Genomic DNA, 14,424 nt, shown 5'->3' with positions numbered 1-14,424 from the left:
CGACTCCGAAAGCGAAAGCAGTGAGCGATCGCGAACCCTGGCCCTGCCGGGTGCCCGCGGAGCCGTCACGGTCCTACTGCGGTGACTGGTCGAGCGCGGCCGACGGGGTCGACACACCTGCGAATCCGGTCCGCTCGACATGAAAGGACAACGATGGACGTAAATGATTCTTCGACGCCTGCGGAAGCGGTTCGGCTGCTCCCCGTGCTGGACGCCGACCGGCTGGTGGCCGACCTCATGACTGCGCGTGACCACCTGTGGGATGAGCAGAGCTCGTACACCAACGGGCGAGTGTCCAGGTGGGCCGGACAGGACTGGCGCTGCCTCTCGGTGCGCAGCCCCGGTGGTGACAAGACACGTACCGACCCGGGGGGCCCAGGCGGAGTGGAGTTCGCCGACACCGAGTGGCTGGACCACATGCCGTACGTGCGGGAGGTCCTGCGCTCGATTCCCGGGCCCCTCTACGCAGCCCGGTTCATGGATCTTGGACCCGGCGTCGTCGGATACCGCCATTCCGATCCCAAGTTCGCCCCGGACTGGGGTATGGCCCGGCTGCACATCCCGGTCATCACCCACGAGGAAGCCTCGCTGGACCTGGACGGAGGGATCTATCGCTGGCAGCCCGGTGAGTTCTGGTTCGGCGACTTCAGCCGCAAGCACCAGATCCAGAACCTCGGTCCCGAGCATCGGGTGCATCTCGTCGTGGATGTGCTCGTCACACCGGAGCTCGCACAGCTGTTCCCGGCTGACTGGGCCGACTACTTCAACGGCTCGGATGTGCTCTACAACCGTCCGGCGGTGGCCACGACCGACCGAGAGCGGGAAGCTGCGCGGTGCACGTTCGACGCGCCGGCACACCTGCTGGAGATAGAGGTGTTCGGGTCGCTCACCGGCCCGCAGTCGCAGGCCACCTTCAGCATCGTGGACACCGGCACGGGCCTTGCCATTCGATCTCCCCAGGGCCACCTCTTCCCGTTGGTGGCCCTCGGCGGACACGAGTACCGCCTGGTTGGGTGGAGCGAGGAGCGGACCGTCACCACGAGGCTGGACGGTCCGCGGCCCGAAGTCGAACTGACCTACCGCAAGGGCCACCGGTCGACCGGGCTGGTCGTCCCGGCCACGCCGGCGCCGTGACGGCCGCCCGCACGTCCGCCGGAGGGCGTCGTATGCCGAAAACTGTCGCAATCGTGTCCGGCGGCCTGGACTCGGTCACCATGGCCTACCACCTCCAGGCGCAAGGACACACACTCCGCCTGCTGTCTGTGAACTACGGCCAGCGTCATCTCGTCGAACACAAGTTCGCCGAGAAGGCGGCTCGATCGCTCGGCGTGCCGCACGACATCGTCGATCTCAGCCCCGTCGGCAAGCTCCTGAGCGGCTCGTCGCTCACCGACCCGACCGTCGACGTGCCGGATCACAGCAGTGGGTCGTCCGGCGGGAGCCCGAACGTCGTACCCAACCGCAACGCCCTTCTGCTGTCCGTCGCCTTCGCGGTCGCCGTCGCCGAGGAGGCGCAAGCGGTGGCCGTCGGGGTGGTCGACGACCTGCAGGCCGCGCCCGACAGCAATGCCGCGTTCATCGATTCCTTCCTCGCCATGGAGCGGATCGCGACCCGCGGATACGCGCACCCCGACCTGACCCTGACAGCGCCGCTGGTCAGGCTGCGCAAGAGCGATGTGGTGTCGCTCGGCGAGGAACTCGGCGTCCCCTGGACCGAGACCTGGAGCTGCTTTCGCGGCGACGCGCTGCAGTGCGGACGGTGCGCCGCCTGCCGGGAGCGGCAGGAAGCGTTCCGGGACGCCGGCGTGACCGACCCGACGCACTACCAGACCAGCGCTACGAAGGAGCTGCGATGACCGACACCTTTCCCGTGCTCGACCTGCGTGACGCCGCCGGCTCGGAAGAAACCCGGGCAGAGTTCCTGAACCGGTTGCGCAAGGCCATCCACGAGGTCGGCTTCTTCCAGCTCGTCGGCCACGGTGTCGAGGACGCCGACGGCATGCTCGAGCTGGCCCGGCGGTTCTTCGCTCTGCCCGAGGCCGATCGGCTCGCGCTGAACATCCTCGACTCGCCGCTGTTCCGCGGCTATTCCGAACTCGGCCGCGAACACACCAAGGGCATCCCCGACCAGCGCCGGCAGCTGGACATCGGGCCGGAACAACCCGCGAGGACGTCCGCGCCCGGCGATCCCGCCTACCGGTGCCTGATCGGCCCGAACGAGTGGCCCGAGGCGATGCCCGAGCTGCGCCCGGCCATCGAGTCATGGATCGCCCGGCTGACCGACCTGTCACATCGACTGCTACGGCTGATGCTCGAGTCGCTCGACGCCCCCGCCGGGTTCCTGGACGACGTGGTCGACCCGGATCCGCAGATCCACCTCAAACTCCTGCACTACCCCGGTCCCGCGCACGCGAGCGAGGACGCCGGCGAGGGCCAGGGGACCGGCATACACAACGACCTCGGGCTGCTCACCCTGCTCGTCCAGGACGACAACGGCGGCCTCCAGGTCGCGGTCGAGGACGGCAAGTTCGCCGACGTGCCGGTGATCCCGGGGGCGTTCGTGGTCAACCTGGGAGAGCTGCTGGAGGTGGCGACGAGGGGCTACGTGCGTGCCACCCTCCATCGCGTGGTCCGGCCCGCCCCGGGCGTCAACCGTTACTCCATTCCCTTCTTCTACAACCCTCGGCTGGACGCCACGATGCAGCCACTGCCCAGCCCCTATGTCGACGGCGCCGGGGGAGTCATCGACGTCGCCGACAACCCGTTGTTCGCCCTCTACGGCGACAACGTCATGAAGGGGCTGATCCGCTCCTTCCCCGACATCGTTGCCCGACACCACCCGAACCTGGCCGCGGTAGCCGGGTCCAGGAGTTCCTGACACCGGGCGGCCGAACACATCCTCACCGCCCGGCTCGAGCGGTCGGGCCCGGCGGTGGCGTCGCCGGCCGGTCCGACGGGGAACGAACGAACATGAGGCAGGGCGAATTTCATGAGAATCAACCTTCTCGGGCCACTCCAGGCCTACGGGGACGATCACCGCGTCGAGATGGCGCCTGCCGCCCAGAAAGTACGGCAGACGCTGGCCATGCTCGTGCTGAACGCGGGCCGGGTGGTGCCCTTCGAGCACCTCATGGACGAGCTGTGGAACGACAACCCGCCGGCCAGCGCGCACACCGCCCTGCAGACGTATGTGTACCAGCTCAGGAAGCGGTTCTCCCTCGGCAATCCGAGGAGCGGCGGCGCGGTACGGGCGGCCGGGCCGCTGCTGGGCACGGTCGACGGCGGCTACCAACTGTCGCTGCCCGCCGATCACGTGGACGTCTTCCGGTGTGAACCGTTGCTCGCCCGTGCCCGGGCGGAGTTCCGTGATGAGGACTTCGCCCGGGCCCGCGACACGGCCGCCGCGGCGCTGCAGCTGTGGCGGGACGACGCCCTGGTGGACGTACGCAAGGGGCCCACGCTGAACGCCGAGGCGGTCCGCCTGAAGGAGTTGCGTACCAGCGCACACCACCTGCGGATCGAATCCGACCTGCACCTCGGCCGGCACCACGAGGTGCTCGGCGACCTCACCTCGATGGCCGGGCGGGAACCGACGGACGAGCGGGCCCAGGGCAATCTCATGACGGCTCTGTACCGCATGGACCGGCGGGCCGAAGCGCTCCAGGTCTACCGGCGGGCACGCGAGCGGATCGCCACCGAGCTGGGTCTCGAACCATCGCCCCAACTCCAGGCCCTGCACACGGCTGTGCTCACGTCGGACGAGGCGCTGCTGCGTCCTGGCGGGCGGCTTGTGGCCGTGACCGCGGCCACCCGGGCGCCCTGCCATCTGCCCGCCCCGCGCGAGCGGCTGACCGGACGTGCCGGCCAGTTGGCGCGCCTCACCGCGGTGTTGGCCGGCCGGGCGCGGGAGGACCGGCCGCTCGTGATCGTGGGGGGCGCCCCCGGCACGGGGAAAAGCGAGCTGTGCCTGCACGCCGCGCATCAGGTGAGCGGTCACTACCCGGACGGACGGCTCTACGCGAGTCTTCGTGACGGCGCCGGCCGGCGGGTGCGGCCCGCCGAGATCCTTCGCTCGTTCCTGCGTGGACTCGGCGCGACGGAGGAGCAGTTGCGACTGGGCACGAACGACCTGAGCCTGCTGTTCCGTACCTGGACCGCCGATCTGCGCGTCCTGGTCGTGCTCGACGACGTGTGCGACGTACGGGACTTGACGCCGCTGCTGCCGTCCGGTGCGGGCTGCGGTGTGGTGATCGGCAGCCGACGGCGGCTGTTCGTGTCCACGTCGGCGGTCCACGTCGAACTGGCCGGACTGCCCTTCGACGACTGTCTGCACCTGCTGGCGTCCTCCGTGCCGAGACACCCGATCGCCACGGACGCGGAGGGGCTGCGACGGCTGGCCGGGTTGTGCCGGGGGCTGCCGGGCGCGCTCTTCGCGGTCGCTTCGCAGCTGCGCCGCCGCCCGCACTGGACGGCCCGGCAGGCCACTGCCTGGGTCCTCGGGTCCGGGGGCGCCGACAGCGACCCGCTGGGCGTGCGGGCCGGATTGGACCGGACGCTCGCGACGCTGCCCGCCGAGTCGCGGTCCCTGGCGTACGCGCTGTTGTCTCCCGGCGTCCCCGATCGGCTCACGCCGGCGCTTGCCGCCGCGGCCCTGGGCATCAGCGACCAGCGGGCCGAGGACCTGCTGGAGGAGCTGGCGGAGAGCTACCTGCTGCGCGTGCGGCACCCGTGTGTGAACGGCCGGTTCTCCTACGCATGGGAGCCAGGAATTCGCCCGTTCGCGGCGCGGCCGAGCAGCGCGCCGGTGATGTGCTCCGCCTGACGGTAACGCTCCCTGACCACCGGCCCGTCGTGCCGCGCGTCCCCAGCGCGTGGTGCGTGGCGGCCGATTCGGCGAGCGGGAAGCGGTGGACCGCGGGGGTGAGGACGCTGAGGTCCGCGAGGGTGAGGACGCTGAGGTCCGCGAAGTCGGGCGCGGCGAGGCCGGTTCCTCACCCGTGCCCCGCACGCGGTCAGTCCAGCAGCCAGTCGTCGGTGTTGATCCCACCCGTCACGTATTTATTGTGCTTGGCCAGGAAATCCGCCGATCGGGTTCGGTTGTACTCGCGCACGACACTGTCCTGCGCCTCCAACGGCCGGTCCACGCCGACGAACACGCTGTAAAGCGGGGTGGGCTGGCCTCCTCGGCGCATCTTGGCCTCATAAGTGTTGATGCCCAGGTGGATGCTGGAGACCTTGCGGCCCACACCGGAAGCAATCTGGTGGTAGAACATCAAGTTGTAGTAGTCGTCAGCGTTGGGCACCGAGTAGTCGAACCCGGCGGCGCGGGCGTACAGCATGTCGTGCTGCCGGTAGCGCAGCACGAAACCGACGGCCTTTCCGTTCTCCTTGCAGAGCAGCACAGAGCTTTCATCGCCGAGGAAACGGCTCTGCCTATCGAAGATGGTCACCGCGCGCTCCTCGTCGTGCGCGGCGTGCCCGTACTTCTGCATGAGCGCACTGTTCAGCGGCGCGATCTCCCTGACCACCTCCGGCAGCGGCAGCTCGGTCACCACTCGCCCGCTCTCCCGGAATCTGCGCAGCTCGCGGCGAACGCGCTGCCGCCGGCCGGCGGGCAGCCAGTCGACGTAGTCGTCGAAGTCCGCCCACAGGCCGATTGGCATCCTGGTCTCAACATTGTGCAGGAGCATTACTGCTCCGTCCGAGGCGTGAGCCTTCGTCAACTCGCGTGCGGTCTCCAGCGGTAGGTAGCAGTAGGCCAGTACGCTCGAGTCCGCTTGCTCGGCGAACCGCAACGCTTCCGCAGTGAGCTGGCTGAGGGCCGACTCCCGTTGCTCGGCGGAGGCATTGACGTGCCCGGGCACCTGTCCGCGAAACTCGGACCAGCCGGCCGCGATGGATATCGGCCTCGTGTTCAGACGGGCTGCTCGCTCGTCACTGATCACCTCACCCAGCACGTCCCCAGGGGCGTAGAGATCATGCGGTGCCTTGGTGAAGCAGTACACCTCGAGACCCGCAACCGGGGTGCCGTCGCTGTCGCGCGCCAACAGGTAGCGGGCGTGCGCTTCGGGTGGTAGTGCCTCCTCGCGCACTCCCACGAATCCGCTGGTGGAATAGATGTTGGAACCGACCGTGAGCGCGTCCCAGTCAGCGGCAGGCAACTCCGCGAAGGAGTCATAGGCCGAGACAGACATAGAAATCTCCTGTGGCGAGGGGATGGGGCGGGCGGCGATTGCTGGGATGGATCGCTGGGCGCCAGCGCCAGCCAGTAACTTCAGGTCGCTGCCACCGGTGTGGCCGAGTGCGAGCGTGGAACCCCAGAGCACGGTCGACAGAGGCCCAGTTCCATCCATGCGCACGTGGTCAGTACCGAAGCGGTGGAGTTCGTGGCCGGACAGCAGGACGCCCTGACCTCGCAGCACGAGCGGCTGCCTTCGTTGCGGCTGATCAGCACCAGAAGAACACATCCAACCTTCGAACCAGGAAATGGGGGCGGGCGAATCCAACGGCCACGGTCGGCCTCGGACCGAGGGAGTCACTGAATCGGGACGATAGGAGCTGCGCCTCAAGCGCGGTTCAAGCCGGCTTACAGCGCGGCCCCGGCCGGTTCGGCTACCGGTCCGTGTACCCGCCGCTTCCATGGCACGGATCGCAGCCTGGTCGCGGTCGAGTCCGGCCGCGCGGTCCGCGACCACGGGGAGTCGAAGCCGGGTGAGCCGGCCAAGATCCCGGTGTCCGGGAGGTCGATGTCGTCGTCGGTGAGCGGGCGCAGGTACGCGCCTGACGGACGTCTCGGACACGGACGCGAAGGCGAGCGCCGTGATCTTGCGCCGCCAGGACCCGGGGCAGGCGGCCCGTAGTCCTACCGGCTAGGGCAGTTCCAGCAGCGTCTCGTGGGTGATCCGAATCTCCTCGGTGGCCCGTCGCGCACCAGCCTGCGGTGCAGCATCCGGATCCCGTAGGCGCGCTCTATCGCCCAAGCACACTGCGCTTATGGATAGTCAAAGTAGTGAGCGGACGCCGATAATCGGCCGTGAGGGCCTGCAGCGGTTGGTCGCTGTGGCCCGACGGTTGCGGGGCCGGCTGAGTGACGAGGGGAACGGGTCGTCATGCGAGACGACAGTGACGTCGGCCCAAGACGACGATTCCGGTGGTGCCGGACGGGCAGGTGTGGGCGGCGCTGCCGGAGGTGAGCCAGCAGGCGGTGGTGGGGCAGTTGGTGCGGCTGGCGAGCCGCGCGTTGTCGGCCGCCGCGACGGCGAGTGAGCGGGACCGGCGATGACCTCGGTGATGCCGTGGGAGCGGCCCGGCAGCAAGATCGACGACCGTCACCTGCAGCGACTCGCGGTGATCTATGTCCGGCAGTCCACCCGCCAGCAGCTCGTCGACCACCAGGAGTCGACCCGGTTGCAGTACGCGCTGGTGGACCGGGCGGTCGCGCTGGGCTGGCAGGCGGACCGGGTCCTGGTGATCGACGAGGATCTGGGCAAGTCGGGGTCGAGTGCGGTGGCCCGCACCGGCTTCCAGCGTCTGGTCACCGAGATCGGGCTGGACCACGTCGGTCTCGTGGTGGGGATCGAGATGTCCCGTCTGGCTCGCTCCGGCAGGGACTGGTACCAGCTGATCGAGCTGTGCGCCCTGTCGGGTGCGGTACTGGCGGACACCGACGGGGTCTACGACCCGGCCGAGTACAACGACAGGCTGCTGCTGGGGCTCAAGGGCACGATGAGCGAGGCCGAACTCCACCTGATCAAGCAGCGGATGTGGAGTGGACGCCTGAACAAGGCCCGCCGTGGCGAGCTGGCCTTCCCCCTGCCCAGCGGTTACGTCCGCCGCCCGTCCGGGGAGGTGGCCCTCGATCCGGACGAGCAGGTGCAGACCGTGATCCGCCTGATCTTCGCGCAGTTCGAACGGCTCGGCACGCTGCACGGTGTGCTGCGTTATCTCGTCGAGCACGACGTCCAGTTGGGCATCCGGCTGCGGGAGGGGCCGGACAAGGGCACCCTGGAATGGCGCAGGCCGAACCGGATGACGCTGCAGACTCTGCTGCACAATCCCGCCTATGCCGGCATCTATGCCTACGGACGGCGCCGGGTCGACCCGCGCCGCCAGGACCCGGCCCGGCCGAGCACCGGACGGGTCGTCCGCTCCCGGGACGGATGGCATGTGATGATCCCGAATGCCCTGCCCGCCTACATCACCATCGCCCAGTTCGAGGCGAACGAGGCGAAACTCGCGGCCAACCGTGCCCGCGCCGAAGCCATGGGAGCGGTCCGGGGCGGCCCCGCGCTCGCGGCCGGGCTCGTGCACTGCGGACGCTGCAACCGGCGCATGAGTGTGCGCTATCACACCCAGCACAGCAAGGCCCTGCCCGAATACGTGTGCGCCCGGGACCTGACCAACTACGGCGCGCAGAAGGGCTGCCAGCTACTTAACTCCGCCTGTGTGGACGCCTTCGTCGAGCAGCAGGTTCTCGCGGCACTGACGCCCGCCGCCGTCGAGGTGTCCCTGCGCGCGGCCGACCAGGTCCTGGCCGAGCGGGCCGAGCTGGAACGGCTGTGGTCGCAGCGGCTGGAACGCGCCGCGCAGGACGCCGACCGGGCACGGCGCAGCCACCACCTCGCCGAACCGGAGAACCGCCTGGTCGTGCGCCAGTTGGAGAAGGAATGGGAGATCGCCCTGGCCGCCCAGCAGCGGCTCGGCGAGGACTACGACCGCTTCGCCCGCAGCAGCCCACACATCCTCACGCCCGCCGAGCGGCAGACCATCACGGCTCTGGCAGGCGACATCGAGGGCTTGTGGCGTGCGGACAGCACCACGACAGCGGACCGCAAGGAGATCGTCCGCGCGGTCGCCGACAAGGTCGTCGTCACCGTGCACGGCACCAGCGAGCAGGTGAACGTCACGATCGTCTGGGCCGGCGGGACGACTACGGCGGGAGAGGTGATCCGCCCGGTCCAGCGGCTGGAACAGCTCAGCTACTACCCGCAACTGATCGATCGGATCCGCGAACTCGCAGGCCAGGGCATCGGCGCCAGCGGGATCTCCGACCGCCTGGAAGCCGAGGGCTTCCGGCCCGCGAAGGGCGGCAAACGGATCTCCGCAGCCACCGTCCGCGACCTCATGCGCCGCCTCGCCTGCCCCGCAGGCCGCGTCCACCAGCACCGCCCCGCACCACCCGGCGAGGAGCCCGGCCCGGACGAGTGGTGGCTCAAGCACCTGGCCGCAGAGCTGAACATGACCACCTCCACCCTCTACGCCTGGATCAACCGCGGCTGGATCACCACCCGCCGGGAGAGCCACTGGCCCCACCGGCTCATTGCCCACGCCGACCAGCGAGAACTCGCCGAACTCCGCGAACGCCGCACCCGTCCGCCCGGCTGGTACAGCCGCCGCATCTGGACCGAGACCGCCGAAACAGCAGAGCAACAGACTCCATGAGTGCACTGTGCTTGACAGATCTCCACGACCCACCGTTTGGCCTGGGGAACGAACCCGACAAGCTCGGGGTTGCGGACCTCGGCTTCGCCCTCGACCTCGATGCCGACCTTCTCCCCGGGCGCGACGACGGCGTTCTCCAAGCCCTGTCGACCAGGGCCTTCCCTCCGACGGTGTCGGTGTCGGCGGCGACCTTGTCCACCACCCCGTGGCAAGTGGGGGGATGGCTCACGGCACTCATCCCTTGCTCCGTCACAGCTCGCCCTGTGGCGGCAGTTGGCCTCAGCAGTACGGCTCCCAGTGCTCGTACTCCAGGGCGTCGGAAACCGCGGGCGAGGAGTCGCGCAGGCGGGCGAGCAGGGCGCGGTTGTGCTCGCGGATCTCCTCGTCGTACCCGGCCAGCGGGCTGTCCTCGGACAGGTCCAGCAGCCACAGCGGCCGGAGCTTCGCACCGCGCAGTGCCTTTCCTTCCGCGGTCTCGGTGCCCGCGTGAATCCGGCGCACTCCCGGGAGGCGCGCCGCCATGTAGTAGGTGAGGTTGAAGTACTCGGCGGCCGAGGCGAGTTGGTCGTGGTCGAGGCCGAGCCCCCGCAGGTACACGGTGTCGCCGCAACGGTAGTAGAGGCAGAAGCCGACCGGCGGTTCGCCGGGGCGCGAGCACAGCACCACTTCGGCGCGCGAACCCGCGAGTTCACCCTGCTTGCGGAAGGACTCGGCCATCGGGGCCACGTCGACAGTTCTGCCGTAGCGCAGTAGGGAACGGGCCAGCAGCCGGGCGACGTCCTGCCAGGACTCGGCGAGCGTCCGGTGCTCTACCTCGTATCCGGCCTTCTCGAACTTCCGTATCTCGCTGCGGATACGGCGGGCCCGGTGCGCCGACAGTGACTCCAGCCAGGCGTGGTAGCCGCCGGGCGGGATCTCGATCCAGGCGTCGGTCTTCAGCGCGACCGGGGCGGTCCGCACCCCCGCCGCGCGTAGCGCCTCCACGTCCTCGGTGGTCAGGTACATCGCCACGCGGGGGATCTTCGACTCCTCGTGCAGGGGTGAGCGCAACGCGCGGACGGCGTCGAGCACCGCGGCGGCGGCCTCGGTCCGGTCGGCTCCCTCGCTGGTCAGCAGGTGCGCCAGGTAGCCGCGGCGCTGGCCGATGAGCAGGCCGCCCGGTTCGGGAGTCGGCAGGCCGCGCGCGGCAAGCAGGTCGTGCCACCGCAGGTCTGGGGTGGGCTCGTCGGTCACCGCCGCCACGGGGATCGCGGCCCGGCCGCCGCCCGGGGTCTCCACGTGCAAGCCGCCGGAGACCGCCCCGGGCTCGAGGGCGCATACCCGCAGCCACAGCGCCGAGGAGTAGAACCTGCCGCCGGCGAGGCGGTCCCACTCGCTGTCCCCGAGCCCGCCGATGGCGTCGGCGAAAGTGTCCGTCGTGGCGGGCATGTGAGCCTCCCATAGTCTCTGCCTGACCCTGCCGGCGAGTCCGCTGCGCGATCGGATGCCGAGTGTGCCGAACGTCTTGCGTAGGTGATCACCGGCCGTGTGCGGCGAGCGGTCGACAAGGGTGGCGATCCGGCTGTTGGTGAAACCGTCGCTGACCAAGGTGGCGCTCAGCCTCGATCCCCCAGGCCGGCCATGGCGCCCGCGGCGGGGTGGGCGGGCTCGCCGGGGCGTACGGACTCGCCGCGGGCCCCCGCCCGCATAACGTTCCCCCGTGGCTGCGGAGTTGTTCTTGTTCCGGTCTTCGATCATTCCAGTCTTAACACAGATGTTGAGTGTCCACGGGAGCCGTTGGCCGTCAATTGAGCCGCAATTGAGTCGCACCCGGAACCGGGGTGAAAGGGTGCCCCGTGCGGGCCGAAGGGTCCAGTCACCATCGAGCAGGGAGACTTCATGTCGGCGGAGCGGGTAGTAGCCCAGTACAACGAGGAGTTCCGCCCGCCGGGCAGTGACTTGCGTACGGTCGCCCAGCACATCAAGGACTTTCCGACGCTCGCATCTTGGCATGGCGAGAATTTGGCCAGGCCCCTCTTCGTGGCTGAGCGTGAGATTCGCGAGTTCGCTAGTGACCTGCAGCGCCTCGTCGAAATACTCTTCTCCTTGCCGAACCGGACGTTCGGCGGCGATCTGGACGCATTCCGGTCGGTGCTTGGCATCAGCGCCGGCGAATGGGAAGCGATAAGGCGGTTCGGTGACCTAATGCCGCCCTACTACGGCCGGGCCGACATGTACCACGACGGCACGTCATTCAAGCTCCTCGAGACCAATCTTGGGAGCGAGACCGGCGGCTGGGGCCTCGCGAGTGAAATGTCCCGGGCGGCGTTGGAGGTCGACGCCTTCGCCGACTTCGCGCGCCGGAACCGTCTCGGTTACGTGCATCCCGTTCGCGCCGTGGTGGAGGCGCTGCGCCGCTTCGGCGCCCGGGTAGCACCCGGGCGCGACCCGGTGGTGGCCCTGCTGGAATGGCGCAGCGGTCTGACCGACTACGGCGAACTCTGGCTCAACTTCCAGTCCGCGCTGCGCTGGGAGGGGCTCGACATCCTGGTGGCCGAGGTCTCCGACGTGCACGAACGCGGCGGGGCGCTCTACCTCGGGGACACGAAGATCGATGTGGTCTACCGCTCCTTCGTCCCGGACCAGATCGCCGAGGAACCCGACGGCTGGGACCTGGTCGCACCTCTGCTGCGTGCGCACCGGGCTGGCGGGACGCTGCTGTGGACCCCCCTTTCCAGCACCATGTTCGCCAACAAGGCCTGTATGGCGCTGCTTTCGGACCCGGCGCGGCGGCGCGACCTCAGCGAGGACGAGTGCCGGCTCATCGACCGGGTGCTGCCCTGGACCCGGCTGATCAACACCGACGCGCTCAAGACCGACACCGACCTCGTCGACGAATGCCTGGAGCGGCGCGAGGAGTTGATCCTGAAGGTCAACGCACGCGGCGGCGGAGTCGGCGCCGTGGTGGGCTGGGAAACCGACGACGCCACTTGGCGGCGGGCTCTGGAGAACTCCGCCGTCGAAGGATGCGTCGTACAACAGCGAGTGATCCCCCGGCCTGAGCTTGTGGTGGACCCGGAATCCGGGGAAACCGAGGAATGGCATGCGGTCTATGGCATGTTCTACACCCCGCGTGGTTGTGCAGGAGCAGACGCCAGGGTGGTACCGGCCGGTTCGGGCGGGATCATCACCGGCACGTCACATGCCAAGGCGCGCTACGCAACCGTCTTCCATCAGAGCGAGCTGCCCGCCTGGGGCGAGGTGCCTGCCGCGGGCGAATTGCCCGCCGACGCAGCGAAGTAAAGAGAAGTCATGGTGCCGCAGCATTCCCCCGCGCATTCAGCGTGGCGGCGGATTCAGACGGCCTGGGGTCTGCCGGACCTCTCAGGAAAAGGCCGATTCGTCACGGCCAATCTGATCGACAGCCTGGGAAACGGGTTGGTGATGGCGTTCACCGTCGTCTTCTTCGTTAAGACGACGTCGCTGTCGCTGGTCGCCGTCGGTGCCGCGCTGACCGCCGGCCAACTGCTCGCCCTGCCCGTTCCGCCCCTTCTCGGGCCCCTGTTGGACAAATACGGTCCGCGCACCGTGGTCGCTGTGGGTAACTGGGTTTCGGTGGCCGGATTCATCGGTTTCCTGTTCTCGCACGCGTCCTGGCAGATCGTGCTGTGGCAGTTCGTGGTGCAACTGGGTTCCACAGCCTTCTGGATGGGCAACAGTCCGCTCATCGTGCTGGTCGCCCGGGGCGACGAGCGGGCCCGCTGGTTCGGCTTCATCCGTGCCCTGCGCAATGTCGGCATCGGTTTCGGCGGCGCCGCGTCCGGGGTGGCTCTGAGCATAGGAACCGTCGACGGGCTGCGGGCGGTCATGGTGATCAACGCGGTCTCCTTCGCCGTCGCAGGCTGGCTCATCATCACCTTCCGGGGCGCGGACACGAGCGAGGCGGCCGACGCCGGGCACGCAGAGCCGAGGCCCGCAGAGCCGAGGCCCGCAGAGCCGAAGCCCGCTGAGCCGGAGCAGCCGGCGGGCGAACCCACCGGACAGCCCTCAGGCGGCTATCGCACCGTGCTGAAGGACACCCGGTATCTGCGGCTGGTCGCGACGAACATCTCCTTCGCCTTCGCCTCCACGGTGATCACGGTCCTGCTCGCCGCCTACGTGGCGGACAACCTCGATGTCGGCTCCTGGATCGTCGGCGTGCTCGTCGTGCTGAACACGGCCATGGTCGCGCTGCTCCAGACGCTCGCCAGCCGGTGGATCGAGGCCCGCAGGCCGGTGACGGTGCTGGTGCTGGCCCTGCTGTTCAACGCGGCGGCGTTCATCGTCTTCGGCGTGCTTCTCGTGCTGCCCGGCTGGGCGGTGATCGCCGGGCTGCTGATCGCGATGGTGCTGTACACGGTGGGCGAGATCCTGGGCTCGCCGCCGACCAGCGAACTGAGCGTGGTGATGGCCCCCGAGCATCTGCGGGGCCGCTATCTGGGCGTCTACCAGATGTCCTGGTCGGTCGGCGGTGCCCTCGCCCCGGCGCTGCTCACAGCGCTGTTGGAGGGCGGTGCGGCGCTGCCCTGGGTGTTCCTCACCGCGATCAGTGTGCTGGCCGTACCGCTCGTGCTCGGCCTCGACCGGCGGGCCGCGGCCACGAGCAAGGCCGCACCGGCCGGGGACGTCGCCCCCGTGGAGCAGCTCGACGGCGACGCCGTCGGCTGAGCCTGCCCACGCCTGTTGAGCGCGCACCGCGCTCGCCGTTCGTCAGTCCGGGGCCCCGCGGCCTCATGCCGTCCCGGCCGGCACCGGCGAACAGCCCGCGAGGCCGAGCGCTCCGAGCCGTTCGCCGGCGGGCGGCGATGCCGGAAGCGGCGGCCCACAGCGGTTCCGTGCAGAGCAGCAGGCTGACCCGGGACGGGGACGTACGGCGCACGGCCCACTGAGGAACGGGCACACCACATCGAGCGACCGGTGGCGTACATAGGTGGCGAATGTCCGCGATCGGCCAGGCAGCCGCTG

At 69.3% G+C, this 14,424-nt stretch carries 10 protein-coding genes and 1 pseudogene; 8 read left to right on the top strand and 3 right to left on the bottom strand.

Features of this window, described 5'->3' with window-relative positions; all coding sequences use genetic code 11:
- The first annotated feature begins 153 nt into the window (after nt 1-153).
- The 4 genes from OG331_RS05075 (at nt 154) to OG331_RS05060 (ending at nt 4,822) form a co-directional block, all read left to right on the top strand.
- Entirely contained in the window at nt 154-1,134 is a 981-nt protein-coding gene (locus OG331_RS05075; protein ID WP_406191935.1) for an aspartyl/asparaginyl beta-hydroxylase domain-containing protein, read from the top strand.
- Nucleotides 1,135-1,166: 32 nt separating this feature from the next.
- On the top strand, nt 1,167-1,856 hold the full coding sequence (locus tag OG331_RS05070) for a 7-cyano-7-deazaguanine synthase (RefSeq protein ID WP_406191933.1): 690 nt from the start codon (nt 1,167-1,169) through the stop codon (nt 1,854-1,856).
- Nucleotides 1,853-2,878, top strand: a complete 1,026-nt coding sequence (locus OG331_RS05065; protein ID WP_406191931.1) for an isopenicillin N synthase family dioxygenase — start codon at nt 1,853-1,855, stop codon at nt 2,876-2,878. The genes OG331_RS05070 and OG331_RS05065 overlap by 4 nt, the downstream gene beginning before the upstream one ends.
- Before the next feature lie 111 nt (nt 2,879-2,989).
- Nucleotides 2,990-4,822: a BTAD domain-containing putative transcriptional regulator gene (locus OG331_RS05060; protein ID WP_406191929.1), complete on the top strand. Its 1,833-nt coding sequence runs from the start codon at nt 2,990-2,992 to the stop codon at nt 4,820-4,822.
- Between the two features lie 190 nt (nt 4,823-5,012).
- On the opposite strand, the gene OG331_RS05055 is transcribed toward OG331_RS05060, so the two are convergent.
- Nucleotides 5,013-6,194 (bottom strand): GNAT family N-acetyltransferase, encoded by a 1,182-nt coding sequence (locus tag OG331_RS05055; RefSeq protein WP_406191927.1) that lies wholly within the window; start codon nt 6,192-6,194, stop codon nt 5,013-5,015.
- Between the two features lie 959 nt (nt 6,195-7,153).
- On the opposite strand from OG331_RS05055, the gene OG331_RS05050 reads away from it, so the two are divergent.
- Both OG331_RS05050 and OG331_RS05045 read left to right on the top strand, forming a co-directional pair.
- Entirely contained in the window at nt 7,154-7,282 is a 129-nt protein-coding gene (locus OG331_RS05050; RefSeq protein ID WP_406191925.1) for a hypothetical protein, read from the top strand.
- Entirely contained in the window at nt 7,279-9,441 is a 2,163-nt protein-coding gene (locus OG331_RS05045) for a recombinase family protein (RefSeq protein ID WP_406191923.1), read from the top strand. The genes OG331_RS05050 and OG331_RS05045 overlap by 4 nt, the downstream gene beginning before the upstream one ends.
- Before the next feature lie 279 nt (nt 9,442-9,720).
- Here the strand turns inward: OG331_RS05045 and OG331_RS05040 are convergent, their stop codons facing one another.
- Nucleotides 9,721-10,869, bottom strand: a complete 1,149-nt coding sequence (locus OG331_RS05040; RefSeq protein ID WP_406191921.1) for a GNAT family N-acetyltransferase — start codon at nt 10,867-10,869, stop codon at nt 9,721-9,723.
- Between the two features lie 450 nt (nt 10,870-11,319).
- Here OG331_RS05040 and OG331_RS05035 point away from each other — a divergent pair, with 450 nt between their 5' ends.
- Both OG331_RS05035 and OG331_RS05030 read left to right on the top strand, forming a co-directional pair.
- Nucleotides 11,320-12,723, top strand: coding sequence for a hypothetical protein (locus OG331_RS05035; protein ID WP_406191919.1), 1,404 nt, complete (start codon nt 11,320-11,322; stop codon nt 12,721-12,723).
- Nucleotides 12,724-12,732: 9 nt separating this feature from the next.
- On the top strand, nt 12,733-14,127 hold the full coding sequence (locus tag OG331_RS05030; RefSeq protein ID WP_406191917.1) for an MFS transporter: 1,395 nt from the start codon (nt 12,733-12,735) through the stop codon (nt 14,125-14,127).
- Nucleotides 14,128-14,190: 63 nt separating this feature from the next.
- On the opposite strand, the pseudogene OG331_RS05025 reads toward OG331_RS05030, so the two are convergent.
- Nucleotides 14,191-14,353, bottom strand: a pseudogene (locus OG331_RS05025) (EamA family transporter); the annotation flags it as partial.
- Nucleotides 14,354-14,424: the final 71 nt, after the last annotated feature.

The organism is Streptomyces sp. NBC_01017, assembly GCF_045162795.1.
Classification (GTDB): Bacteria; Actinomycetota; Actinomycetes; order Streptomycetales; family Streptomycetaceae; genus Streptomyces; species Streptomyces machairae.
The sequence above is the reverse complement of the archived record's forward strand: the minus strand, read 5'-3'. Positions and strand labels throughout refer to the sequence as shown.

Coding starts and splice junctions, on each gene's coding strand:
- OG331_RS05075 (WP_406191935.1), top strand. CDS start 154: ATGGACGTAAATGATTCTTCGACGCCTGCGGAAGCGGTTCGGCTGCTC.
- OG331_RS05070 (WP_406191933.1), top strand. CDS start 1,167: ATGCCGAAAACTGTCGCAATCGTGTCCGGCGGCCTGGACTCGGTCACC.
- OG331_RS05065 (WP_406191931.1), top strand. CDS start 1,853: ATGACCGACACCTTTCCCGTGCTCGACCTGCGTGACGCCGCCGGCTCG.
- OG331_RS05060 (WP_406191929.1), top strand. CDS start 2,990: ATGAGAATCAACCTTCTCGGGCCACTCCAGGCCTACGGGGACGATCAC.
- OG331_RS05055 (WP_406191927.1), bottom strand. CDS start 6,194: ATGTCTGTCTCGGCCTATGACTCCTTCGCGGAGTTGCCTGCCGCTGAC.
- OG331_RS05045 (WP_406191923.1), top strand. CDS start 7,279: ATGACCTCGGTGATGCCGTGGGAGCGGCCCGGCAGCAAGATCGACGAC.
- OG331_RS05040 (WP_406191921.1), bottom strand. CDS start 10,869: ATGCCCGCCACGACGGACACTTTCGCCGACGCCATCGGCGGGCTCGGG.
- OG331_RS05035 (WP_406191919.1), top strand. CDS start 11,320: ATGTCGGCGGAGCGGGTAGTAGCCCAGTACAACGAGGAGTTCCGCCCG.
- OG331_RS05030 (WP_406191917.1), top strand. CDS start 12,733: ATGGTGCCGCAGCATTCCCCCGCGCATTCAGCGTGGCGGCGGATTCAG.